The organism is Brevibacillus sp. 1238 (assembly GCF_029892995.1).
Lineage (GTDB): Bacteria > Bacillota > Bacilli > Brevibacillales > Brevibacillaceae > Brevibacillus > Brevibacillus parabrevis.
On the sequence record NZ_JARXWC010000022.1, the window covers coordinates 19,214 to 42,234 of the forward strand.

Annotated in this window: 24 protein-coding genes; 23 read left to right on the top strand and 1 reads right to left on the bottom strand. The window is 51.5% G+C overall.

Going from position 1 to position 23,021, the window contains the following annotated elements:
• The first annotated feature begins 13 nt into the window (after window positions 1-13).
• The 23 genes from M2298_RS27410 (at window position 14) to lysS (ending at window position 22,671) form a co-directional block, all read left to right on the top strand.
• The gene (locus M2298_RS27410) at window positions 14-901 is read left to right on the top strand and encodes an ABC transporter permease (protein ID WP_370641100.1); all 888 of its coding nucleotides are present in this window, start codon (window positions 14-16) and stop codon (window positions 899-901) included.
• A gap of 5 nt (window positions 902-906) precedes the next feature.
• Window positions 907-1,932 (top strand): ABC transporter ATP-binding protein, encoded by a 1,026-nt coding sequence (locus M2298_RS27415; RefSeq protein WP_122966741.1) that lies wholly within the window; start codon window positions 907-909, stop codon window positions 1,930-1,932.
• Window positions 1,933-2,054: 122 nt separating this feature from the next.
• Window positions 2,055-3,713: a peptide ABC transporter substrate-binding protein gene (locus M2298_RS27420; protein WP_280649331.1), complete on the top strand. Its 1,659-nt coding sequence runs from the start codon at window positions 2,055-2,057 to the stop codon at window positions 3,711-3,713.
• Window positions 3,714-3,860: 147 nt separating this feature from the next.
• Window positions 3,861-4,955: a dipeptide epimerase gene (locus M2298_RS27425; RefSeq protein ID WP_122966739.1), complete on the top strand. Its 1,095-nt coding sequence runs from the start codon at window positions 3,861-3,863 to the stop codon at window positions 4,953-4,955.
• A gap of 2 nt (window positions 4,956-4,957) precedes the next feature.
• Complete coding sequence (locus tag M2298_RS27430) at window positions 4,958-5,875, top strand: C40 family peptidase (protein WP_280649332.1); 918 nt, start codon at window positions 4,958-4,960, stop codon at window positions 5,873-5,875.
• Between the two features lie 25 nt (window positions 5,876-5,900).
• On the top strand, window positions 5,901-6,860 hold the full coding sequence (locus M2298_RS27435) for an ABC transporter ATP-binding protein (protein WP_122966737.1): 960 nt from the start codon (window positions 5,901-5,903) through the stop codon (window positions 6,858-6,860).
• Between the two features lie 252 nt (window positions 6,861-7,112).
• Window positions 7,113-8,057, top strand: a complete 945-nt coding sequence (locus M2298_RS27440) for a sigma-70 family RNA polymerase sigma factor (RefSeq protein WP_122966736.1) — start codon at window positions 7,113-7,115, stop codon at window positions 8,055-8,057.
• 155 nt (window positions 8,058-8,212) lie between these two features.
• Window positions 8,213-9,085 (top strand): Hsp33 family molecular chaperone HslO, encoded by an 873-nt coding sequence (gene hslO, locus M2298_RS27445; protein ID WP_122966735.1) that lies wholly within the window; start codon window positions 8,213-8,215, stop codon window positions 9,083-9,085.
• Window positions 9,086-9,122: 37 nt separating this feature from the next.
• A complete protein-coding gene (locus tag M2298_RS27450; protein WP_280649333.1) occupies window positions 9,123-10,025 on the top strand; it encodes a peptidyl-prolyl cis-trans isomerase in 903 nt (300 codons plus the stop codon).
• 81 nt (window positions 10,026-10,106) lie between these two features.
• The gene (gene cysK, locus M2298_RS27455) at window positions 10,107-11,039 is read left to right on the top strand and encodes a cysteine synthase A (RefSeq protein ID WP_122966733.1); all 933 of its coding nucleotides are present in this window, start codon (window positions 10,107-10,109) and stop codon (window positions 11,037-11,039) included.
• A 122-nt stretch (window positions 11,040-11,161) separates the two neighbouring features.
• Window positions 11,162-12,655, top strand: a complete 1,494-nt coding sequence (locus M2298_RS27460; protein WP_280649336.1) for an anthranilate synthase component I family protein — start codon at window positions 11,162-11,164, stop codon at window positions 12,653-12,655.
• 17 nt (window positions 12,656-12,672) lie between these two features.
• On the top strand, window positions 12,673-13,260 hold the full coding sequence (gene pabA, locus M2298_RS27465) for an aminodeoxychorismate/anthranilate synthase component II (protein WP_280649334.1): 588 nt from the start codon (window positions 12,673-12,675) through the stop codon (window positions 13,258-13,260).
• A gap of 131 nt (window positions 13,261-13,391) precedes the next feature.
• Window positions 13,392-15,035: a PhoX family protein gene (locus tag M2298_RS27470; RefSeq protein WP_242773227.1), complete on the top strand. Its 1,644-nt coding sequence runs from the start codon at window positions 13,392-13,394 to the stop codon at window positions 15,033-15,035.
• A gap of 20 nt (window positions 15,036-15,055) precedes the next feature.
• Window positions 15,056-15,265 carry a twin-arginine translocase TatA/TatE family subunit gene (tatA, locus tag M2298_RS27475; protein WP_173598161.1) on the top strand — a complete coding sequence of 70 codons (210 nt, stop codon included), beginning with the start codon at window positions 15,056-15,058 and terminating at the stop codon, window positions 15,263-15,265.
• Window positions 15,266-15,341: 76 nt separating this feature from the next.
• Window positions 15,342-16,076, top strand: a complete 735-nt coding sequence (tatC, locus tag M2298_RS27480; protein WP_122966729.1) for a twin-arginine translocase subunit TatC — start codon at window positions 15,342-15,344, stop codon at window positions 16,074-16,076.
• Window positions 16,077-16,109: 33 nt separating this feature from the next.
• Window positions 16,110-16,955, top strand: a complete 846-nt coding sequence (pabC, locus tag M2298_RS27485) for an aminodeoxychorismate lyase (protein WP_122966728.1) — start codon at window positions 16,110-16,112, stop codon at window positions 16,953-16,955.
• Window positions 16,956-17,007: 52 nt separating this feature from the next.
• Window positions 17,008-18,195, top strand: coding sequence for a dihydropteroate synthase (gene folP / locus M2298_RS27490; protein ID WP_254223495.1), 1,188 nt, complete (start codon window positions 17,008-17,010; stop codon window positions 18,193-18,195).
• A 2-nt stretch (window positions 18,196-18,197) separates the two neighbouring features.
• On the top strand, window positions 18,198-18,569 hold the full coding sequence (gene folB, locus M2298_RS27495; protein ID WP_063227483.1) for a dihydroneopterin aldolase: 372 nt from the start codon (window positions 18,198-18,200) through the stop codon (window positions 18,567-18,569).
• The gene (gene folK, locus M2298_RS27500) at window positions 18,566-19,096 is read left to right on the top strand and encodes a 2-amino-4-hydroxy-6-hydroxymethyldihydropteridine diphosphokinase (protein WP_173598158.1); all 531 of its coding nucleotides are present in this window, start codon (window positions 18,566-18,568) and stop codon (window positions 19,094-19,096) included. The genes folB and folK overlap by 4 nt, the downstream gene beginning before the upstream one ends.
• Window positions 19,048-19,254 (top strand): helix-turn-helix domain-containing protein, encoded by a 207-nt coding sequence (locus tag M2298_RS27505; protein ID WP_083955635.1) that lies wholly within the window; start codon window positions 19,048-19,050, stop codon window positions 19,252-19,254. The genes folK and M2298_RS27505 overlap by 49 nt, the downstream gene beginning before the upstream one ends.
• Window positions 19,255-19,323: 69 nt before the next feature.
• Window positions 19,324-20,352 (top strand): tRNA dihydrouridine synthase DusB, encoded by a 1,029-nt coding sequence (gene dusB / locus M2298_RS27510; RefSeq protein ID WP_122966726.1) that lies wholly within the window; start codon window positions 19,324-19,326, stop codon window positions 20,350-20,352.
• A 218-nt stretch (window positions 20,353-20,570) separates the two neighbouring features.
• The gene (greA, locus tag M2298_RS27515; protein WP_063227480.1) at window positions 20,571-21,047 is read left to right on the top strand and encodes a transcription elongation factor GreA; all 477 of its coding nucleotides are present in this window, start codon (window positions 20,571-20,573) and stop codon (window positions 21,045-21,047) included.
• Window positions 21,048-21,150: 103 nt separating this feature from the next.
• Entirely contained in the window at window positions 21,151-22,671 is a 1,521-nt protein-coding gene (lysS, locus tag M2298_RS27520) for a lysine--tRNA ligase (RefSeq protein ID WP_122966725.1), read from the top strand.
• Window positions 22,672-22,793: 122 nt separating this feature from the next.
• Here the strand turns inward: lysS and M2298_RS27525 are convergent.
• The coding region (locus M2298_RS27525) for a hypothetical protein (protein ID WP_280649335.1) at window positions 22,794-23,021 on the bottom strand (228 nt) is incomplete at its 5' end.

The window sequence follows — 23,021 nt, forward strand, 5'->3', positions numbered from 1 at the left end:
CTTGTTTATTCCAATGCGCAAAGACAACCTCAATTCGGAAGCGATTGTGCGACCTCAATTGACATTTTGGCAGGGAGCCTGGCAGAGACTGAAAGGGAACAAGCTTGCGTTGATGGGACTCGTCATCATTATTGTTCTCGGGGTTATGGCAACGATCGGTCCGATGATTTCAGGACATGAATACTCCAAGCAATCGATAATCATGAAAAATAAAGCGCCATCTGGGACGTACTGGTTTGGTACGGACGATTTCGGGCGCGATGTGTTCACCCGCGTATGGTACGGGGCGCGCATTTCCTTGTTCGTTGGTTTCATGGCAGCACTGATCGACTTTTTTATCGGTGTCTTGTATGGCGGTATCGCTGGGTATATGGGTGGCCGGGTCGATAACATCATGATGCGCTTCGTCGATATCCTGTATGGATTGCCCTATTTGTTGGTCGTTATTTTGCTGATGGTCGTTATGGGACCTGGGCTTGGCACGATTATCATCGCTTTGAGCGCGACTGGCTGGATCGGGATGGCCCGTACCGTGCGCGGTCAGGTGCTTCAGATGAAAAACTCGGAGTATGTGCTGGCGGCAAAAACGATGGGAGCGAAGCCTTTTTACATCATTCGCAAACACCTTTTGCCGAATACAATAGGCATCATTATTGTCTATGTCACTTTGTCTGTCCCATCCGCGATCTTTGGGGAAGCGTTCCTCAGCTTTCTCGGCTTGGGCGTGCAGGCTCCGATGGCGAGTTGGGGCGTGATGGCCAATGACGGACTCTCGACGATTTTGTCAGGGCATTGGTGGAGGCTCTTTTTCCCGGCTTTCTTCATTTCATTGACGATGCTTGCGTTCAACGTGCTCGGTGATGGATTGCGCGATGCGTTCGATCCTAAGGCAAGGAGGTAGACGGCATGGACAAAACGGAAAAATTGCTGGAGGTAAGCGGTCTGCGTGTCACGTTCAAGACGCACGGCGGGGAAGTGAATGCGGTTCGTGATGTGAGCTTTTCCATGAACAAAGGGGAGACGCTTGCCATCGTCGGAGAGTCTGGCTGTGGCAAAAGCGTTACGGCCAAGAGCATCATGCGGCTGATACCGGAGCATATCGGAAAAATTGCTGGTGGCAGCGTCATGTTCAAAGGCAAAGATTTGGCAAAGCTGCCGGAAAAAGAAATGCGCGAGATACGCGGAAAAGAAATCTCCATGATCTTTCAGGATGCGATGACCTCGCTCAATCCGACCATTTCCATCGGCGAGCAGATCATGGAAGGAATCATTCGCCATCAAAAAGTCGGCAAGAGCGAAGCGCGGCGGCAAGCTGTCGAGATTTTGACGCTGGTGGGGATCGCCAACCCGGAAAGCCGTCTGAAGCAGTACCTGCATCAATTCAGCGGCGGGATGCGCCAGCGGATCATGATTGCCATAGCGCTTGTCTGTAGACCTTCTATTCTCATTGCGGATGAGCCTACGACCGCGCTCGACGTGACCATCCAGGCGCAAATCATTGACCTGTTCAAAAGCATTCAGCAAAAAACAGGTGTATCTATCATCATCATTACGCATGATCTGGGCGTAGTCGCCAAAATCGCGGATCGAGTCAACGTCATGTACGCGGGAAAAGTGGTCGAGTCTGGACCTGTGCAAGATATTTTCTACAATCCACAGCATCCGTACACAAAAGGACTGCTTGCTTCCATGCCGCGGCTGGACGCGGATCGCTCCATACCGCTCAGCCCAATTCCAGGAACGCCGCCCGATTTGTTTGCGCCGCCGCTCGGTTGTGCGTTTGCTGCTCGTTGCGACTATGCGCTGGAAGTTTGCCGGAATTATCAGCCAGCCGAGTCGAATGTCCACGGCAAGCACTCGGTATCCTGTTGGCTGCAAGATCCGCGAGCGAAAAAAATGCTGGCCGCCATGCAGGCTCCTACAGGAACCTAGCGGGCAAGGCTACAGGCATGGGTGCATGGGCAAAAGAGTTGGTCATCTGGTGTAAAAGAGGGTGTCGTCTATCGGCGCTATCCTTTTACGACATATAAAAAAATCATAAGGGGGAAGAAACAGTGAAAAAACTATCGACTATTTTGCTTTCCGCTTCGCTTGCTGTTTCCATGTTCGTAACCGGGTGTAGTTCGGGTCAAGCGCCAGCGAACAATGAATCGGCACCACCGGCGACCAACAACCAGCAGACTCCTGCACTGGGAGATCAGGCAGCCAAGCTTTTGCTTTTGAACAACATCAAGGAGCCTACCTCGCTCGACCCGCCAGTCGGCTTTGACGAGCCATCCTACAACATTTTGAACAACTTGATGGAAGGTTTGACGCGACTGGATGAGAACCAGAAGCCTCAGCCTGCCGCAGCTTCCGAGTGGAAAGTTTCCGAGGATGGCAAGACGTATACATTCACCTTGCGCGATAACAAATGGAGCAACGGCGAGCCGGTAAAGGCGCAAGACTTTGAATACGCCTGGAAACGCATGCTCGACCCGGCGCTGGCATCTCCAGCTGCCTTCCTCGCTTTCATTATCGAAGGGGCCGAAGCGTACAACAGCGGAAAAGGTCCTGTAGACGGTGTGAAAGTAAAAGCGTTGGATGATAAGACACTGGAAGTTGTTTTGGCACAGCCAGCTTCCTGGACATTGCTTCTCGCTTCTAACCCGGCGTTCTTCCCGGTTCACAAGGCGACAGTGGAAAAAGATCCAAAATGGGCTGCCGAAGCGAGCACTTTTGTGGGCAACGGGCCGTTCAAGCTGACCGAGTGGAAGCATGACAGCGAATTGAAAATGATGAAAAGCGAGAACTACTGGGATGCGGCAAACGTAACGTTGCCGGGCGCTGTCTGGAAAATGATCGATGATGAAAATACCGAGTACCAAATGTTCACGAATGAAGAGCTGCACAGAACCACAACCGTTCCGGCGGATATGGCTGACCAGTTGTTCAAAGATGGCAAAGTATACGTAAAAGATGGCGCAGGCACAGAGTTCTACCGTTTCAACGTGACAAAAGAGCCGTTTGACAACGTCAACATTCGCAAAGCGTTCAGCCTGGCAATTGATCGTCAAACATTGGTAGACCTCGTGTTGATGCGCCAGCAAAAACCGGGAACCGGATTCGTTTCCTTCGGCTTGCCAGACGCCAACGGTTCGGGCGATTTCCGTCAAGTGGGCGGAGACTTGGTGAAGTTCGATGCCGCTGAAGCGAAAAAGCTGCTGGAGCAAGGCATGAAGGAAAAAGGCTATACTCAGCTGCCAGAAGTAACGCTCACTTACCGCAGCGGAACAGCCAACGAAAAAACAGCTCAAGCAGCGCAAGAAATGTGGAAGCAAAATCTGGGCGTAGATGTGAAGCTGCAAAAAGTAGAAGGAAAAGTTTTGACCGATATGCAAAAACAGCTGCAATATCAAATTGCCCGTTCCTCCTGGTTGCCTGACTTTGGAGATGCGATCAACTTCCTGGACATCTTCCAGTCGAAGAACGGCAGCAACCGCACTGGATGGGGCAATCCTGAATACGACAAGCTGATTGAAGGTGCGTACAAAGAGCCAGACGATGCCAAACGTTTGCAAATGCTGCACGACGCCGAGAAAATCTTGCTGAACGAAGCGCCAGTAGCGCCGCTGTACTTCTACAACACATCGCTGCTCACCAGCGACAAAGTCAGCGGAATCCAAAGCTCGTCGCTCAGCTATACCGATTTGCGAAAAGCAGTCGTGAAGTAAAACATGCTTGCCGGGAGAAGTCATTTCAGGCGGATGAAATGACTCTCCCCCTTTTTTGCCGAATGTTTTAATAATGCTATAATTTAGTTTGATTCAACAAAAAAATAGATAAAGCAAGCATGCGTGCTAGAAAAGATGGAGGAAAACATGATTATTCAAGCCATCGAAGTGAAGAGAATCTCTGTACCTTTGAAAAAGCCTTTTAAAACAGCTTTGCGCACGGTGAACAGTCTGGAATCTGTCTTGGTGAAAATCACTTGCGACAACGGAATGGTAGGGTGGGGAGAGGCTTCTGCTACTGTCGTCATTACCGGCGACAGCATCGAAAGCATCGAATCTGCCATCATGAACACGATGAAGCCGCAATTGATCGGTCTGAATTTGCTTGCTTACGAACGAGTATTTCAAACTTTGCATCAATCGATGGTAGGGAATACAAGCGCGAAGGCAGCAGTTGATATTGCGCTGTACGATTTGATTTCCCAACGGGCGGGAATGCCGCTGTACCAGTTTCTCGGAGGCTATCGCGACCAGTTGGAAACGGACTATACCGTCAGCGTCAATTCGCCAAAAGAGATGGGCGAAGATGCGGCTGCTTATTTGAACCAAGGCTTTAACGTTTTGAAAATCAAGGTGGGTAAGGACAACATCGAGGATGATATTTTGCGCATCCAGGAGATTCGCAAATCCGTGGGCAATCAGGTGAAAATTCGTCTTGATGCCAACCAGGGATGGAATGTGAAAGAAGCGGTTCAATCCATTCGCAAAATGGAGGACATGGGGCTTGGCATCGAACTGATTGAACAGCCTGTAAAAGCTCACGATCTGGAAGGCTTGAAGCGGGTTACGGATTCGGTGGATACGCCGATCATGGCTGACGAAAGTGTATTTTCGCCGGCGCAGGCGTTGCAAGTTTTGCAAAACCGGGCAGCTGACATGATTAACATCAAGCTGATGAAGGCGGGCGGCATTTTCAAAGCGCAATTGATCAACCAATTGGCCGAAGAACACGGTATTCCATGCATGGTTGGCAGCATGATCGAATCGCGGTTGGCTGTTTCGGCGGCAGCGCATTTTGCAGCCAGCAAGAAAAATATTACCCGCTTTGACTTCGACGCACCGCTCATGCTTCTGCATGATGGCATCGATGGTGCTGTGACTTACGATGGCCGTGTGATGACGATGCCGGATGCGCCGGGGCTGGGCATTCGTTCGATCCGTTTGTGGGAAGGGGAAGAGTGAAAATGAAACCAGCAATCGTCTCCGTGTCCGTCGCAACTGTATGGACGAAGCCCGAATCTCCCCGTGACATCGACCAGGCTGCTCTCGCTGTTCCGGTTGATGCGCGCGGTTGGCTTGATTCGCTGACCGTTGAGGAAAAGCTCGGCTTTTATGACAACAACGCGATCCAGACGCAAGTTTTGTTCGGCACTCGCGTAGAAGTAGTGGAAGAGCAGGGCGATTGGGCGCACATTTTGATTCCTGACCAGACGACCAGCAAAAACGAAACGGGCTATCCCGGTTGGGTGCCATCGCGCCAGCTCAGGCCGTGGTCTGCCGCCTTTGCTGTGCAGGATGGACAAAATTTGGCGATGGTTACAGCGGCGTTTACCCATTTGCATTCCACAGAGCAGGAGCCGGGGATCGAGCTTGCTTTCTTGACGAAGCTGCCGCTCGTAGAAGACGGTTCCGAGTGGGTGAAAGTAGCAGTGCCGAACGGCGAAGCTCTTTTGCCAAAAGCGGATGTCGCCATTGTGCGGGCAAACGAGCCGATCGAACTGACCGGAAATCGCGGCGAGGCCATTGTGGAGTCGGGCAAGCGCTTCCTCGATCTGCATTATTTGTGGGGCGGCATGTCGTCATATGGATATGACTGCTCCGGCTTTGCCTACAATATGCACCGCTCTGTCGGCATTCAAATTCCGCGCGATGCTTCTGATCAGGCCAGAGCCGGGGAATTGATTGAAAAAGCCGATTTGCTTCCGGGTGACCTGCTGTTTTTTGCCTATGAAGAAGGAAGAGGCAGAGTCCATCACGTCGGCATTTATATCGGCAACGGGGAAATGATCCATTCACCGGATTCCCGAAGCGCCATCGAGATCGTCAAGCTCGACAGCTACAAGCTGAAAAAGGAACATGCGATCTCCAGACGATACTGGTAAAAGGATAACGGGGAGGAGTAGCCAGATGGAAAGAAAAAAGCTGGTCCAGGTAAGAAACCTGACAAAAACCTTTGCGCTTGGCAAAGGGCTCTCACTGAAGGCGGCTGACGACGTCTCCTTTGACATTTACGAAGGGGAGACGTTTGGACTGGTAGGCGAATCTGGCTGCGGAAAATCAACGACTGGCCGTACGATTATCGGCTTGTATCAACCGACCTCCGGCGAGGTGCTGTTTGACGGGCTGAACGTGCACAAAGCTTCTGCTGCCGATCGAGGCAAGATTACGAAAAACATTCAGATGATTTTTCAGGACCCGTACGCGTCGCTGAATCCGCGGATGAATATCGCCGAAATTATCGGAGAAGGTCTGCAATTGAACGGGCTTTACAAGGGGAAAGAGCGGATGAAGCGGGTAGTCGAGCTGCTGGAGATGGTGGGCCTGCAAAAGGAGCATGCGAACCGTTTTCCGCATGAGTTCAGCGGCGGGCAGCGCCAGCGGATCGGGATTGCCCGCGCACTTGCCGTCAATCCGAAGTTCGTTATCGCAGATGAGCCGATTTCGGCCCTCGATGTATCGGTTCAGGCACAGGTTGTGAATTTGATGAAAAATTTGCAGCGGGAGCAAAACTTGACGTATTTGTTTATCGCCCACGATCTTGCCATGGTTAAACATATCAGCGACAGGATCGGTGTGATGTACCTGGGCAACATGGTAGAAATGAGTACCAGCGAAAAGTTGTATGAGTCTCCCAAGCATCCGTATACGCAGGCGTTGCTGTCGGCTATTCCTGTTCCCGATCCAGACCTGGAGAAAAACCGCGAGCGGAAGATTATCGAAGGCGACGTGCCCAGTCCGATCAATCCGCCCAGCGGCTGTGTGTTCCGTACGCGTTGCCCTGTCGCGACAGAGGTTTGCGCCCAGAAAAAGCCTGTGTGGCAAGAAGTGGACACCAACCATTTTGCTGCCTGTCATCTTTATCAGTAAAGTACAGACTCCTTTTACACTATTCGACATGATTCTTCAGCCGTCCCGCATTCAGGGATGGCTTTTTTGTCGACCAGGCTCGCCTCTATATTAAGGAAGGTTTACAAACAACGCATAAAGGGGAGAACTGTTAATATTCTGTAAACTGGCAGGAATCAAACAAGTTTTGTCGAAATACGGTTACAGTAAACAACTTCGTAAACTCGCCTAACTTCATCGTGAACTCCCATTCCAGAGAAGTGAGGGTTGCATATGACTTTGAGTACCTCCTCATTCCATTCCACTCCCAGTCGTTGGCGGGAAGTAGAAACACAGCTGGGGATCGTGGTGCCCAGATCGCTTCGGTCTGACACGTCCGCCTTGCTGTTTTTGGAAAGCGTCGCTGCAACACCCATGTTGGACAAAGAAGAAGAGTTGGCTTGCCTGGTTCGCTATCAGAAGCATGGCGACATGGAGGCACGTGAAACGATTGTTCGCGCCTATTTGCGCTACGTTGTCAGTACAGCCTTGCGCCATTTGAGAAGAGGCATGCCGTTCCTGGACCTGATTCAGGAAGGTACGATTGGTTTGTTTACCGCCATAGACAAATTTGATGTGGGACGCGGCGTACGTCTCTATCATTACTCGCACTGGTGGATTTCCCAGGCGATCACCCGCGCAATCAATGACAAAGGTGCGTTGATTCGCATTCCTGTCCACATGCATGAGCAAATTCGCCAGTATCAAAAGCAAGTGTTGCATCTGATTCACGCGTTGAACCGGACGCCGGATCGACACGAAATTGCCGGACTGCTCGACATTCCACTGGAAAAGGTCGATGCAATCGAGCAGGCGTTGATGATGAAAATGGAGTCGATTGATGCCGAACTGGACAGCGAAAAATGGCTGGCGGAGCATGAGGACGAGTGTCTGAGCTACGCTGAAATCATGGACGATGGATTGTCCTCGCTGGATGACTGGATTGAAAAGGTGGACTTGCGTTCCCAGATGCATGCAGCGCTGGAGCGGCTTAGCCCGCGGGCACAAGAGATTATCTCCATGCGCTACGGTCTGTATGATGACCATGTGTACACGCTGGAGGAAGTAGGCAAAATGTTTGGCCTGACCCGCGAACGAATCCGCCAGATTGAAGCGACGACGATTGACCGATTGCGAACGCAAAAAGCGTCGAAAGTTCTGAAAGACTATCTGACTTGATGTCATTACCGACCCCTTCTACTACTGGAAGGGGTTTTGCTTTTGCGATCGTCTGCAAGTGTTCGTTTAGCCAGTGGAAAGCGCGTACGTCTGGCTTCTTGTGGTAAACTGATAAAGACCATTTGAACATTGGATGCAAGAAGGAGGATCGCCAGATGAGCGATTATTTGATAAGAGCAACCGGATTTGACGGACACGTACGTGCTTTTGCTGCACGGACGACAGATATTGTGGAAGAAGTGCGCCGCCGCCACGATATGTGGAACACGGCAACGGCAGCGACAGGACGTACTTTGACCGTCTCTCTGATGATGGGAGCCATGTTAAAAGGAAACGAGAGCCTCTCTGTCAAAATAAAAGGGGGAGGTCCGATTGGGCAGATCGTCGCTGAGGCCAATGCCGATGGCGAAGGGATTGCTTACGCTACCAACCCGCAAGTGCACTTCGAGCTGAATGAAAAAGGCAAGCTGGATGTAGCGCGTGCCGTTGGAACGGAAGGCTTTGTGTACGTGACAAAAGATCTGGGACTGAAAGAGCCTTATCAAGGCAGCTCGCCGATTGTCTCAGGTGAAATCGGGGAAGATCTCACTTACTATTTTGTCGTGTCCGAGCAAACGCCGTCAGCGGTAGGCGTAGGTGTGCTGGTAAACCCGGATGACCGCTCCGTCTTGGCGGCTGGCGGCTTTATTCTTCAGCTTTTGCCGAACACGCCTGAAGAGGTCGTGGCAAAAATCGAAGAACGCTTGGGACAGCTGCCGCAAGTTTCCCGCATGATTGGCGAGGGCTTGTCGCCGGAGGAAATTTTGGCGCGTGTATTGGATGAGCCTAAGTATCTGAGCCGCACAGACATTGTATTCCACTGCAAGTGCAACGAGGACAAGGTGGTTCAGGCTCTGATCAGCATGGGACGCGAAGAGATGGAGAGTCTTCTTGAAGAGCAGGGCGAAGCGGAAGTTCACTGTCATTTTTGCAATGAACGTTATCACTATGACAGAGCCGCGTTAGAGAACATCATGAAAGACATGTAAGGACAATCGCGCGGCGTCAACTAAGGGAGAGGATGGCATGACCAATGTAAAAGGGTTGTGGGCATTCATTGGGGCGCTCGTGTTGCTGTTGCTTGCCGTGACCTGGGCCTGGTTCCAGTCGTCAGGCAAGCTGCAGCCTGCGGCTATCGTCGGAGATGTGAAAATCAGTGAAGCCGAGTATGTATCGGCGCTCAAACAGAAGTTCGGGGAGCAGGTTCTGAACGATCTCATCAATCGGGAGGTCGTTTTTCAGGAGGCGAAGCGCTTGGGTGTCAGCGCCGATCCGAAACAGGTTGAGCAGGAACTGGAACAAATTCGCGACAGCTATGGCAGCCGTACGGACAGCGAGTTTCAGCAAGCGCTGCAAAAGCAGGCTGGAACGAGCCTTGATGCGGTGAAGCGGGAGATTACTTATCAAATTTTGCTGCAAACATTGGCTACCAAAGATATCTCGGTTAGTGACGACGAAGTGATGAAAGTATATGAAAGCCGGGCAGATCGGTATACGCGCCCGATGCAGGTGCGACTGTATCAAATTGCCGTTGCATCCCAAAAAGAAGCGGAGCAGGTAGCGGCCGAATTAAAGCAGGGGGCCAATTTCCAGACTCTCGCCAAGGAACGCTCGATCGACCAAAAAACGGCGACCACAGGCGGAGATTTAGGGTGGGTATCCTTGCGCGATCCGAAGCTGCCTGATGAAGCGTGGAGCGAAATAGAAAGCTTGAAGGCAAAAGACAATAGCCGAGCGGTCAAAACCGGGGATCAATACGTCATCTATCACCTGGAGCAGAAGCGGGATGCGACACAGAGAACTTTTGCCGAGGTAAAAGAGGAATTGCGCCGGGAAATTGCCTTTGCGCAAGTGGAATCTCTCGATGTGGTTTTGGAGCGGATGCGCGAGTCCGTAGGTGTTCAGATTTCTGGGCAAATGCCTCATTGACCAAATGGGCGACCGTTGATATAATTATGACAATAAATCCTAGCGTTTTACTCGGCTTATTAATATAAGGGGGCAGGACATATGCGCGTGGCTAATTCCATTACTGATTTGATTGGATTTACTCCGCTTGTGAAGCTGAATCGTGTTGTCACCGAAGATATCGCAGATGTTTACTTGAAGCTTGAGTTTTTCAACCCGGGAAGCAGCGTGAAAGATCGGATCGCGCTTGCGATGATTGAGGCAGCCGAAGCGGATGGCAGCCTGAAGCCAGGGGATACGATTATTGAACCGACGAGCGGAAATACAGGAATCGGCCTGGCGATGGTCGCTGCTGCAAAAGGCTATCGCGCCATTCTGGTCATGCCGGAGACGATGAGTATCGAGCGCCGCAACTTGCTGCGCGCGTATGGTGCGGAACTGGTGCTCACTCCAGGTGCCGAAGGAATGGGCGGAGCGATTCGCAAAGCGGAAGAGCTTGCAAAAGAAGACAGCACCTACTTTATTCCGCAACAATTCAAAAACAAAGCCAACCCTGCTGTGCACCGCGATACGACAGCGCGTGAGCTGTTGGAGCAGGCAAAGGAAATTGGCGGCGTTGATGCTTTTATTTCCGGGATCGGAACAGGCGGAACGATCACAGGTGTCGGTCAAGTCTTGCGCGAGCACTACCCAGACGTGCGGATCGTTGCCGTAGAGCCGGCAGCATCCCCAGTATTGTCCGGCGGCAAGCCAGGACCGCACAAAATTCAAGGAATCGGAGCAGGCTTTGTTCCGGAAATTCTTGATACGCAAATTTACGACGAAATCATCAAGGTAGAGAACGAGGAAGCTTTTGAAACAGCTCGCCAAGTAGCTCGCAAGGAAGGCATTCTCGGCGGCATTTCTTCGGGGGCAGCGATCCATGCGGCTTTGCAAGTAGCTGCCAAGCTGGGCAAAGGCAAAAAAGTCATCGCTATCATCCCATCCAACGGCGAACGCTACCTGTCTACTCCTCTGTACCAATTCGAGGATTGATTGGCAAAAAATACAGGAGGCCACGGTATGCCATTTTGGCTGCGTGGTCTTTTCTTTTTGCCTGGGACGACTATATAATGAACGGATAAATAGTGAAAAAACCGGAGCGTGAAGCGAAATTGATGTTCCCTACCTTTGCCCAGTGCCAGTCGTACGCATTGACATATCCTTTTGTTCCTCTTACTCTTCGCGGTAAATGGTCTTCCGAAATCGATCCTTGGCAGGTGCTGACTGCCTTGCAGCCGTCCATGCAGGATGCTGTTCTTTTGGAAAGCGGCCGAGTGGGAAGGTACACGTTTTTGGCTTATCAGCCTGTAGCTACCTTGCGCAGTCAGCGAGGGGAAACGATCGCTGTCTACCCCGATGGTCAGGTAGAAAATGTGGAAGCGGACCAACCGCTTGATGCATTGCGAAAATTGCTTGCCCGCTATCGCACGCCAGTCGTTCCAGATATGCCTGATTTTTCCGGTGGCGCAGTGGGGTATCTCAGCTATGATATGAATCGCTTTTTTGAGCCTACGCTCCCCGAGATCGCAACGGACGACTTACAGTTGCCAGACCTGTATGTTATGATAATGCAAGACCTTGTTGTCTTTGATCATCAGACGCGAGAGATCGTCTGTCTGACTCATTTGTCTGCAAAAGAGTTGAGCGAAGAGACTTATCGCCGAGCGGAGGAACGCCTTGCAAAAAGGCTGAATTCACTGGAAAATCTTGTGGTGAAGACGGATGCCGAAGACTGGGAGCAATTGCGCAAAAGACCGCTGGTTCATGAGACGCCAGCAGCGGTGTCTTTTGCCAAAGATCAGTTCGAGGATGCCGTCCGTCGGGTTCAGGAGTATATCGCCCAAGGCGACGTTTTCCAGGTGAACCTGTCTGTGCGGCAAAGCAAACCAATGCAGGTGACGGCGCCGGATGTGTATCAGGTGCTGCGCAAGCTGAATCCGTCTCCTTACATGGGCTACCTCAGCTTCCCGGAGTTTCAGCTGGTCAGCGCTTCCCCTGAGCTGTTGGTGAAGGTAAAGGGCGGGGAAGTTCATACACGCCCGATCGCAGGGACGCGTCCGCGCGGGCAAACCGATGAGCAGGATGAGGCATTGGCGCGTGAGCTGATCGACAACGAAAAGGAGCGCGCAGAGCACGTGATGCTGGTCGATTTGGAACGCAATGACCTGGGCCGCGTCTGTCGTTTTGGCAGCGTGGAGGTCAGCGAGTTCATGGTCGTGGAGAAATACTCGCACGTGATGCATATCGTCTCCCATGTAAAAGGAGAGCTGGCCCAGGGCAAAGATGCTTTCGATGCGGTAGCGGCCACTTTTCCGGGCGGAACGATTACCGGAGCGCCAAAAGTTCGGACGATGGAAATCATCGAGGAGCTGGAGCCGGTCAAACGTGGCGTGTACACAGGATCAATCGGCTGGTTTGGCTTTAACGGCGATGTAGAGGTCAATATTGCCATCCGGACGATGGTCGTCAAGGATGGAATGGCTCATGTGCAGGCAGGAGCAGGCATTGTGATCGACTCTGTCCCCGAGGCGGAGTACGCCGAGTCTTTGAAAAAGGCAGAAGCGTTGTGGAAGGCCCTAGAGATTAGCGAGCAGAGAACGATGAGTTGAGAGGAGATGAGAGTAAGATGATTTTAATGATCGATAACTATGATTCCTTTACGTACAACCTGGTGCAGTACGTAGGTGAGCTTGGCGAAGAGCTGCAAGTGTACCGCAACGACAAAATCACGCTGGAAGAAATCGAGCGGCTGGCTCCCGATTACTTGATGATCTCGCCTGGCCCGTGCACGCCAAACGAAGCGGGGATCAGCATGGAGGCCATTCGCCACTTTGCGGGGAAAATCCCGATTTTGGGAGTGTGCCTGGGACACCAGTCGATTGGACAAGTGTTTGGAGCAAAAGTCATTCGCGCCGAACGGTTGATGCACGGCAAAACGTCTGAGGTCATTCACGACGGGCAGACGATTTTTCAGGGCATTCCTTCCCCTTTTACAGCGGCACGTTATCACTCCTTGATTGTGGAGGAAGCGTCCATCCCGAGTGAGCTGGAAATTACGGCGCGAACCGCTGAAGGCGAGATCATGGCATTGCGCCATCGGGAATATCCGATTGAGGGCGTGCAGTTCCACCCCGAATCGATTATTACCGAGCACGGCAAACAGCTACTGCAAAACTTCCTCACCACCTACGCCCGACATACGACAGGATCATGAATGCATACACGACAAAAATCGCCTGATTTCAGGCGGTTTTTTCATTTACAGACTCTTTATACAGCGTTTACTCTCTCTCGACATTCGGCTTGTACAATGAAGCGAAAGATGGCGAAAAAGGAGAGAGTGAAATGGATGTAAATCGTCGACAGTTTTTGACTTATCTAGGAGCAGGTACAGCAGCACTGGCATCGATGGCAACCGGAATCCCTGCCTTGGCAGCAGGCAGTACCTTGTCTGGAAAAACAGCCGATCATCTGTTTGGCCTCGAAACAAAAAACCACCATTTCAACCCGAAGTTCAAGGAAATCCATCCGACAACGAAAGACGACGTCGTCCTGCCAGAGGGATTCAAGTACGATGTGATCGCTTCCTATGGAGACAAGATCAACGCGGCTGGCGACACTTTTGGCTTCAACAATGACTTCACCTGTTTTCTGCCCATCGAGGGCAAATCAGACCATGGACTGCTTTGGGTAAATCACGAATATTTAGGTGAGTTGGAATATTATGTGAACGGATACGATTACTTGAAAGCGGACGCAGAAGACAACAAGCGCACTCCCGAGCAAATCAAAAAGTATTTGTACGCGCTGGGCGGCTCTGTCATCGAAATCAAAAAGGAACAAGGCAAGTGGAAGCTGGTTGCGGACTCCAAGTACGGCCGTCGTGTCAGCGGGCTGACCAAACACGTACTGACAGGGCCGGCAGCTTCGATCGCCAAAGAAGTAACCGGGACGTTTGCCAACTGCTCTGGCGGCGTGACGTTGTGGAATACAGTTCTTTCCTGTGAGGAAAACTACATGGACGTCGTAGGCGATTGCAAGCTGCCTGAGGCAAACCATTATGGCTGGGTTATTGAAGTAGATCCGTTTGATCCGAAGTCGACTCCGAAAAAGCATACAGCGCTCGGCCGCTTCTCCCACGAGAATACTGCCATGGTGCTGGCGCCATCAGGTCAACTGGTCGTATACATGGGCGATGATGCCAAAGACCAGTACGTGTACAAATACGTTTCCAAAGCGAAGTTCGATCCGAAGGCGGGGAAAGGCAATTCCCGGCTGCTGGAGGAAGGGACGCTTTATGTCGCCAACTTTGGCAAAGGCAAATGGGTCGCGCTGGATTTGGCCACCAATGACGCTTTGAAAAAAGCTGTGAATGCGGAAGGCAAGCCGCTGTTTGCTTCCCAGGCTGACGTTTTGGTCAATTGCCGCGAAGCTTCCAAAGCGGTTGGAGCTACTCCGATGGATCGCCCTGAAGATCTGGAAGTCCATCCGATTGACGGTTCCGTGTTCATCGCCCTGACGAACAACGACAAGCATGGCAACTTCTACGGGCAAATCGTGCGTTTGTTCGAAAAAGACAACAACCATGCAGGCGGCGAGTTCACGTTTGAGATTTTTGCCGCAGGCGGCCCGCAAAGCGGTTTTGCTGCGCCGGACAACATGGCGTTTGACAGCGCAGGCAACCTGTGGGTCGTTACGGACATCTCTTCTTCCTCCATGAACAGCGGGATTTACAAATCGTTTGGGAACAACGGGGTATTTTTCATTCCGACTACGGGCAACAACAAAGGGCAGGCTGCACAGTTTGCCTCTGCTCCGGTAGGCGCGGAAATGACAGGACCTTGGTTTACGCCTGATGAAACAACGCTGTTTTTGTCGGTACAGCATCCGGGCGAAAACCTCAAGGACTACAGCCAGCCAACCAGCCATTGGCCAAAAGGCGGAAATGCAGCAGCTTTGCCGAGCGTGATTGCCATTACTGGTTTCTAGGACAAGGAGTGTAGCGCACCATGCTATCGAGCATCGGGATTCCTGGACTGATCTTGATTTTGATCATCGCACTGATCGTTTTCGGGCCGAGCAAGCTGCCGGAGATCGGTCGCGCTTTTGGTCGTACGCTGACAGAGTTTAAAACGGCTGCCAGAGATTTGACCAAGGACGACGATGAAGGCAAAGACAAAGGCGCGGTCGGAGAAGAAGCGGTAAAACGAAGCAACTAATTCCGGCGTGGGAAAAGGCGGTGCGTTCATTTGGCGCACTGCCTTTTTGCAGCGCAGCGCGTAAGGAGGAGAGCTTGTGAATCAGGAGATGCCTGTTTTGGAGCATCTGAGTGATCTGCGCCGCAGACTGCTGATCGTGGCTGCGACACTGGTCATCGGCATGATCATCTGTTTTTTGTTTGTCGATCACATTTACCTGGCGTTGTCGAATCATTCCGGCGAAAAACTGGCTATCCTCGGCCCGGGTGATATTTTGTCAATCTATGTAAAGTTGTCTGCGGTTGGCGCGGTAGCTGTCACAATTCCTGTGGCTGCCTATCAGACGTGGCGATTCGTCGTTCCGGCATTGGAGGAGCGGGAGAGAAAAGTGGCGCTGATGTACATCCCGGCGCTGTTTCTGTTGTTCTTGTTCGGGCTGTCTTTTGCCTACTTTGTCTTGTTTCCGATGATGTACCAATTCGTGCTGGGGCTGTCAAACGGGAATTTTGAACTGGTGATTACGGCAAATGACTACTTTAGCTTTATGTTGAATTTGTGCCTGCCGTTTGGACTTTTGTTTGAGCTGCCTGTCGTCGTGCTGTTTTTGAGCCATCTGGGCATTTTGAATCCGCATCGATTGGCCAAAATGCGCAAGCCTGCCTACCTGGTGCTGGCGATCATTTCGATTACGATTACTCCGCCCGACTTTTTGTCCGATATTATGGTGATTGTTCCATTGATCGTTTTGTACGAAATCTCGATCACAATCTCGCGCTTTGTTCATGGCAAGCGTGCTTCCGAATCTGCGCTCTCCCCGGAAAATATGGTATGATGCTCTCGACAATAGTATCGGGAGAGTGCGCAGATGCACATTTATGCAAACGGGACAATTTGTCCGGCTCATGAGGCGAGTGTATCGATTTTGGATCACGGTTTTTTGTATGGCATCGGTCTGTTTGAAACGTTGCGCGTATACGATGGCAAACTGTTTCTGTGGGACGACCATTTTGCCCGGCTGAGTTCCGGGCTTTTGGCGTTGCAAATCAAGCTTGTCTGGTCAAAAGAAGAGCTGGCGGATGCCATCAGGCAAACCGTCGAAGCGAACGGACTGAGGGACGCGTATGTACGTCTCAGCGTCACGGCGGGGCCGGAAGGGGTAGGCTTGGTAGCTGGCGGCTACGAGCGCCCATCTTTGTTTGTATTTGCCAAGCCGGTTGCCGCGCTTGAGGTGCCGCCCAAGCCGAAGCGTCTCCAGACGTTGGCATTGCCGCGCCAGACGGCGGAGGGGCACCAGCGGTTTAAATCGCACAACTACCTCAACAACGCATTGGCTCGCCAGGAGCTGGGGGCGCGCACGGATACGGAAGGGCTGTTTTTGACGCACGACGGTTTTCTCGCGGAAGGCATCGTCAGCAATCTTTTCTGGGTCAGGGACGGGCATCTGTTCACCCCTTCTCTGGATACGGGCATTCTCGATGGGGTGACTCGCCGCCATGTTTTGCGCTTGGCCGAGCAATTGGCGATCCCGACAGCAGAAGGACGGTATCGGCTGGAAGACCTGCTTGCGGCGGATGAAGTATTTACGACCAACTCTGTGCAGGAAATCGTGCCTGTGCTGGAGGTGGACGGGACTTTCGTTCCAGCGGTCTACGGGAAATACACGAACGAACTGCACCTCGCCTACCGTCAGTCTGTAGCGACCTTCATGTAAATTATGGTATGCTACTAATCAACATGCGAAGACGGAAAAAGGGAGTAGGTCCATGAAGTACAATCCATTTCGAATCCATGCGGCAACCGTCGACGAAATGATTGCGGAGCTTGCCGATCGGGGCGTTTTTGGCCATTTGGCTGAACAGTTGGCTGAGTGGCGAGCAGGTTTGATGATCCATGTGGAAAACATGAGCAGCGAGCTTGCCGAACAAGTGCGGCAGAACATGCTCGCGACCGGGGCCGAGGCGGTTGTGTCTGGGCAACCGGGTACGATTGAGCGAAAACGGATGCTTTTGCTCGCGGGCCACAAGCAGTTGGAGCAGGCCCTGCAACAGCTGGAAAAAAGCGCTGGCGAGTCTGGCGCGGTGGCGGCAGAGGTACGGGAGATTTTGGCGCTGCCGTCTCGCCTTCGAGCCAGACAAAAGCTGGACTGCGGACAGTACACACTTCCGCTTGGCGAGCGCACATTGGTGATGGGGATTTTGAATGTAACGCCCGACTCCTTTTCCGACGGCGGCCGTTTTGTGGATGTGGAGCAAGCTTTGTCGCAGGCGCGCGCCATGGTGGAGGCAGGGGCGGATGTCATTGACATCGGCGGCGAATCGACACGCCCGGGAGCGATGCCTGTAGAAGAGGCTGAGGAGCTGGATCGGGTGCTGCCTGTCATTCGGCTTTTGACAAAGGAGCTGTCGGTTCCTCTTTCGATTGATACATACAAGGCGGCGGTGGCGGAGCGCGCACTGGACGCTGGGGCGCATATCATCAACGACGTTTGGGGAGCAAAGCGCGATCCGCGCATGGCCGAAGTAGCTGCGAAGAGCGGCGTGCCAATCATTTTGATGCACAACCGCCCTGACACCGACTACCAGCACTTTTTCTCCGATTATGTCAGAGATTTGCGAGAATCCGTACAGATTGCCTTGCGCGCGGGTGTGCGTGAGGAACAGATTATTCTCGATCCGGGGATCGGCTTTGTCAAAACGGTCGAGCAAAACCTTGAAACCATGCGCAGACTCGATGATCTGGTTGCTCTCGGTTATCCGGTTCTGCTCGCGACCTCGCGCAAGCGGATGATCGGACATGTCCTCGACTTGCCAGTAGAGGAACGGGTAGAGGGCACGGCAGCGACTGTTGCTCTGGGCGTAGCCAAAGGCTGCCATATGGTTCGGGTGCACGATGTAAAAGAGATGAAACGGGTCACCAAGATGATGGATGCGATGATGAAGGGGGGCATTTAACGATGGACAAAATTTATTTTAATGGCATGTCGTTTTATGGCTATCATGGTGTCTTTGGCGCAGAAGCCGAGCTGGGTCAGCGTTTTTATGTCGATTTGGAGCTTCTTGTCGACTTGTCGCAGGCAGGGGCAAGCGATGATCTGCAGCATACCGTCAATTACGCCGATATTTTTACTTGTGTGCAAAAAATTGTCGAGGGCGAGCGGTTCAATCTGGTTGAAAAGCTGACTGCTGTAATTGCCGAGCAGCTTTTGACGACTTTTCCGTTGCAAGAAGCCAAAGTAAAGGTGACCAAGCCCAATCCTCCGATCAACGGCCACTATGAGTCGGTTGCCATTGAAATGACGCGCAGAAGAGAGGATTTTGCTTCATGAGTGTGGTAGCGTATCTGGGGCTTGGATCAAACCAGGGCCATCGTGCGGAAAATTTGCGTCAGGCGATCCAGAAGCTGAACGAGCAGCCGGGAATCCGGGTTTTGCGCGCATCAGCCGTTTATGAGACAGAGCCGTTCGGCTACGTCGAGCAAGAGGCGTTTTTGAATATGGCTGTGGCGATAGAGACAGACCTTTCTCCCGAGCAGCTATTGGATGCGGCTTTGTCGGTAGAACGCGTTCTGGGTCGCGTTCGAACCATTCGTTGGGGGCCGCGTACGATTGATATTGACCTTCTTTTGTATGGCACCTCCAGTGTGTCGCTGGAGCATCTGGTTATCCCGCACCCTGGTTTGAGCGAGCGCGCTTTTGTGCTGGTTCCGTTGCGAGACATTTGGGAGGGCGATGCTTTGCCTGGTTACAGCCAGACCATTGACCATTATCTTTCCTTATTGGCAGAAGATCACAAGGGGGTACGAGAGTGGGGAGCAATCAACTGGGAAATCGGATCAGATCCTTTCGGAAGTTAAAAGGGTATACACAGCAGTCCCTTTCGGAAAAGCTGGGAGTGTCGCTGTCGTTCGTCGGATCGCTGGAGCGGGGGACTCGCACGCCGACAGAACCTGTACTGCGCAAGATCGCCAGCACTTTACAGGTCGACTATGAAGAATTATGTGCTATAAAATAAAGGATAGGCAGTTTGGATGAGTCTCACCTCTCCAAGACCCCGCATATCGGGAATAGGAGGTCGAAATAGATGAAAATCGGAAATATTGAACTGAAAAATAACGTGGTTCTCGCCCCGATGGCAGGTGTTTGCAACCCTGCTTTTCGTTTGATTGCGAAAGAATTTGGGACGGGGCTTGTCTGTGCGGAGATGGTCAGCGACAAAGGCATCGTGCACGGCAATAAAAAGACCATCGACATGCTGTATGTCGACGAACGCGAGAAACCGCTGAGCCTGCAGATTTTTGGCGGTGACAAGGAAACGCTCGTTCCAGCGGCGAAGTATGTAGATCAACATACGAACGCAGACATTATCGACATCAACATGGGGTGTCCTGTTCCGAAAATTACGAGCTGTGATGCAGGTGCTCGCCTGTTGCTTGACCCGGACAAAATTTACGAGGTAGTATCGGCTGTTGTCGATGCTGTCGAAAAGCCGGTTACGGTCAAAATGCGACTGGGCTGGGATGAAGAGCACTTGTATGTCCTGGAAAACGCCAAGGCGGTTGAGCGTGCAGGCGGCAAAGCCATCGCCGTCCACGGTCGGACTCGCGTGCAAATGTACAAGGGTCAGGCGGACTGGAGCTGGATCGGACGAGTGAAGGAAGCTGTTTCCATCCCGGTTATCGGCAACGGTGATGTGGCGACACCAGAGGACGCTCGCCGCATGCTCGATACGACGGGTTGCGACGGCGTCATGATCGGACGCGCTGCACTCGGCAATCCGTGGATGCTGTACCGAACCATCCAGTACCTGACGACAGGAGAACTGGTTGCGGAGCCGTCCGTGCGTGAAAAGATCGACATCTGTCTGTTGCACGCGGAGCGTTTGATTGCATTGAAGGGGCCGCGAGTAGGTGTGCTGGAAATGCGCAAACACGCAGCATGGTATTTGAAGGGGCTGCGCGGTTCGACCCATACGAAAAACCTGGTAAACTCTGTGGAGACGGAAGAAGAGCTGCGTCGGGTTTTGACTGACTATGTCGACTGGGTGGAGAACTATGATGGAGACCTTGAAGAGCCTTTGGAATCGACTCGTGACGAGGCGGTCAGTTACTAAACTGGTTGTTTATTCCAGACATTGACAAGGGTTCCTTCATATCCTATAATACTCCGTAATATTGGGAGCCAAGCTGCCAGTCAACTCTGGCAGCTTTACCTTTGAACCCTCAAAGTTGGTTGTGTTCTGCTGTATATTGTATAGAACAACTACATATAATCCTTTGTACTTTACCCAGTACAAATGGAATCATTTTTTAATAACGGGGGAATTGAACCATGTCTGAAAAAGAAGTTTTCCTGACACCAGAAGGTTTAACAAAGCTGGAGCAAGAGCTTGAAGATTTGAAAACGGTTAAACGAAAAGAAGTAGCAGCAAGGATTAAAGAAGCGATCAGCTTTGGAGATATCAGTGAGAACTCTGAATACGAAGAAGCAAAGAATGAGCAGGCGTTCATTGAGGGCCGCATTCTGACGCTGGAAAAAATGCTGCGCAAGGCTACGATCATCACGAATGATGACGTGGACACAGGCGTAGTAAGCGTAGGTTCCAGAGTAAAGCTGAAAGACCTGGAGTTTGGCGACATCGTGGACTACACGATTGTAGGTTCGGCTGAATCCGACCCGATGAACAACAAGATTTCCAATGAATCTCCTGTAGGTCAAGCGCTTTTGGGCAAATCCAAAGGTGCTGTGGTAGACGTGAACGTACCAGCAGGCGTGATCCAGTACGAGATTCTCGATATTAACCTGTAAGCAGTTTATCCATGGCGTACCTTATGTGAGGTACGCCGTATCACTATTTTAGTGCCCTGTACAATACTGTTAAATCAGGCATTTTTTAGAGGAGTGAACAAAAATGGCAAACGAGCAAGACCTACAGCAGGAAGATCAGCAACAGGAAGGGCTGCACGAGCTTCTTCAAGTGCGCCACGACAAAATGAATCAAATTCGCGAGTGGGGCTTCGATCCATTTGGGAAAAAGTTCGAGCAAACCCACCACGCTGCTGATATTGTGAAGGCATTTGGCGACAAGACCAAGGAAGAACTGGAAGCCGAAGAAAACGTCGTTACAATCGCCGGTCGCCTGATGGCAAAACGCGCGATGGGTAAGGCGAGCTTCGCCCAGCTTTTGGACCGTTCCGGCCAAATTCAAATCTACGTGCGCCAGGACACGATTGGCGATGAAGCGCACAAAGTGTTCGACATCAGCGATATTGGCGATTTGATCGGAATCCGTGGTGTTGTTTTCAAAACAAAAACAGGCGAGCTTAGTGTGAAAGCCAAAGATTTCACGTACCTGTCCAAGTCGCTTCGTCCACTCCCTGAGAAATACCATGGTTTAAAAGATATCGAGACGCGCTACCGCAAGCGCTATGTCGACTTGATCGTAAATCCGGAAGTGCGCGATACGTTTATTACGCGCAGCCGCATTTTGACTTCCATGCGCCGTTATTTGGACAGCCTTGGCTATCTGGAAGTGGAGACGCCAACTCTTCACGCGATTGCCGGCGGTGCTTCTGCGCGTCCGTTCATTACGCACCACAATGCGTTGGACATGCAGTTGTACATGCGTATTGCGATTGAGCTGCATTTGAAACGACTGATCGTGGGCGGACTGGAAAAAGTGTATGAAATCGGCCGCGTATACCGGAACGAGGGTATTTCTACACGACACAACCCAGAGTTCACCATGATTGAATTGTACGAGGCATATGCCGACTACCAGGATATCATGACCCTGACAGAAGAGCTGATCGCGCACATTGCGCAAGAAGTATTGGGCACGACCAAAATTGAATACCAAGGCAACGAGATTGATCTGACGCCAAAATGGCGCCGTGTGCACATGGTTGATTTGATCAAGGAAAATCTCGGCGTAGATTTCTGGAAGGAAATGAGCGACGACGAAGCGCGTGCACTGGCAAAAGAGCACGGAGTAGCTGTCGAGCCGCATCATACTTTTGGACACGTTGTGAATGAGTTCTTTGAACAAAAGCTGGAGCATACGCTGATTCAGCCTACGTTTGTGTATGGTCACCCTGTAGCGATTTCCCCATTGGCGAAAAAGAACGATGAGGACCCTCGCTTTACAGACCGTTTTGAGCTGTTTATCGTCGCGCGTGAGCATGCCAATGCGTTTACAGAGTTGAATGATCCGATCGATCAGCGCGAGCGTTTTGAAGCTCAGCTTCTGGAAAAAGCGGCAGGCAACGACGAAGCGCATGAAATGGATGACGATTTCATCGAAGCGCTGGAGTACGGCATGCCGCCAACAGGTGGTTTGGGTATCGGAATCGACCGTTTGGTTATGCTTTTGACCAATTCTCCTTCTATTCGCGATGTATTGCTGTTCCCGCATATGCGTGCGCGTGATTAATCGAGAATCGAGAGTAGTACAAAGCCGTTTGAATTTTGTTCAAACGGCTTTTATTTTTTACTTGCATTTAAAAAAGTATAGTGGTAAAGTAGTCAATGTTCTTCTTTTTCCTACATAATCGATTACGGCCTGAACAAAAAAAGCACTTGCTTTTGTTGCGAGGTATGTGGTAGATTAGTGAAGTCGCCGTTAAACAACTTTAAAAAAGTGGTTGACACGACTTGGACAACCTGATAAGATGAAATGGTTGTTGCGAAAATGCTCTTTGAAAACTGAACAGCGAAAGCGTTGATGAGTCTATCATTAAATGATTTGCCAGCTTTGAACCAGTAACAAACTTTATTGGAGAG

Bases quoted from the DNA above. Each gene is read 5' to 3' on its own strand.
- cysK (WP_122966733.1), top strand. From the start codon at position 10,107: ATGCGCGTGGCTAATTCCATTACTGATTTGATTGGATTTACTCCGCTT.
- M2298_RS27430 (WP_280649332.1), top strand. From the start codon at position 4,958: ATGAAACCAGCAATCGTCTCCGTGTCCGTCGCAACTGTATGGACGAAG.
- tatA (WP_173598161.1), top strand. From the start codon at position 15,056: ATGCTATCGAGCATCGGGATTCCTGGACTGATCTTGATTTTGATCATC.
- M2298_RS27415 (WP_122966741.1), top strand. From the start codon at position 907: ATGGACAAAACGGAAAAATTGCTGGAGGTAAGCGGTCTGCGTGTCACG.
- folP (WP_254223495.1), top strand. From the start codon at position 17,008: ATGAAGTACAATCCATTTCGAATCCATGCGGCAACCGTCGACGAAATG.
- pabC (WP_122966728.1), top strand. From the start codon at position 16,110: ATGCACATTTATGCAAACGGGACAATTTGTCCGGCTCATGAGGCGAGT.
- M2298_RS27435 (WP_122966737.1), top strand. From the start codon at position 5,901: ATGGAAAGAAAAAAGCTGGTCCAGGTAAGAAACCTGACAAAAACCTTT.
- greA (WP_063227480.1), top strand. From the start codon at position 20,571: ATGTCTGAAAAAGAAGTTTTCCTGACACCAGAAGGTTTAACAAAGCTG.
- M2298_RS27425 (WP_122966739.1), top strand. From the start codon at position 3,861: ATGATTATTCAAGCCATCGAAGTGAAGAGAATCTCTGTACCTTTGAAA.
- dusB (WP_122966726.1), top strand. From the start codon at position 19,324: ATGAAAATCGGAAATATTGAACTGAAAAATAACGTGGTTCTCGCCCCG.
- hslO (WP_122966735.1), top strand. From the start codon at position 8,213: ATGAGCGATTATTTGATAAGAGCAACCGGATTTGACGGACACGTACGT.
- M2298_RS27470 (WP_242773227.1), top strand. From the start codon at position 13,392: ATGGATGTAAATCGTCGACAGTTTTTGACTTATCTAGGAGCAGGTACA.
- folK (WP_173598158.1), top strand. From the start codon at position 18,566: ATGAGTGTGGTAGCGTATCTGGGGCTTGGATCAAACCAGGGCCATCGT.
- lysS (WP_122966725.1), top strand. From the start codon at position 21,151: ATGGCAAACGAGCAAGACCTACAGCAGGAAGATCAGCAACAGGAAGGG.
- pabA (WP_280649334.1), top strand. From the start codon at position 12,673: ATGATTTTAATGATCGATAACTATGATTCCTTTACGTACAACCTGGTG.
- M2298_RS27440 (WP_122966736.1), top strand. From the start codon at position 7,113: ATGACTTTGAGTACCTCCTCATTCCATTCCACTCCCAGTCGTTGGCGG.
- folB (WP_063227483.1), top strand. From the start codon at position 18,198: ATGGACAAAATTTATTTTAATGGCATGTCGTTTTATGGCTATCATGGT.
- M2298_RS27460 (WP_280649336.1), top strand. From the start codon at position 11,162: ATGTTCCCTACCTTTGCCCAGTGCCAGTCGTACGCATTGACATATCCT.
- M2298_RS27410 (WP_370641100.1), top strand. From the start codon at position 14: ATGCGCAAAGACAACCTCAATTCGGAAGCGATTGTGCGACCTCAATTG.
- M2298_RS27450 (WP_280649333.1), top strand. From the start codon at position 9,123: ATGACCAATGTAAAAGGGTTGTGGGCATTCATTGGGGCGCTCGTGTTG.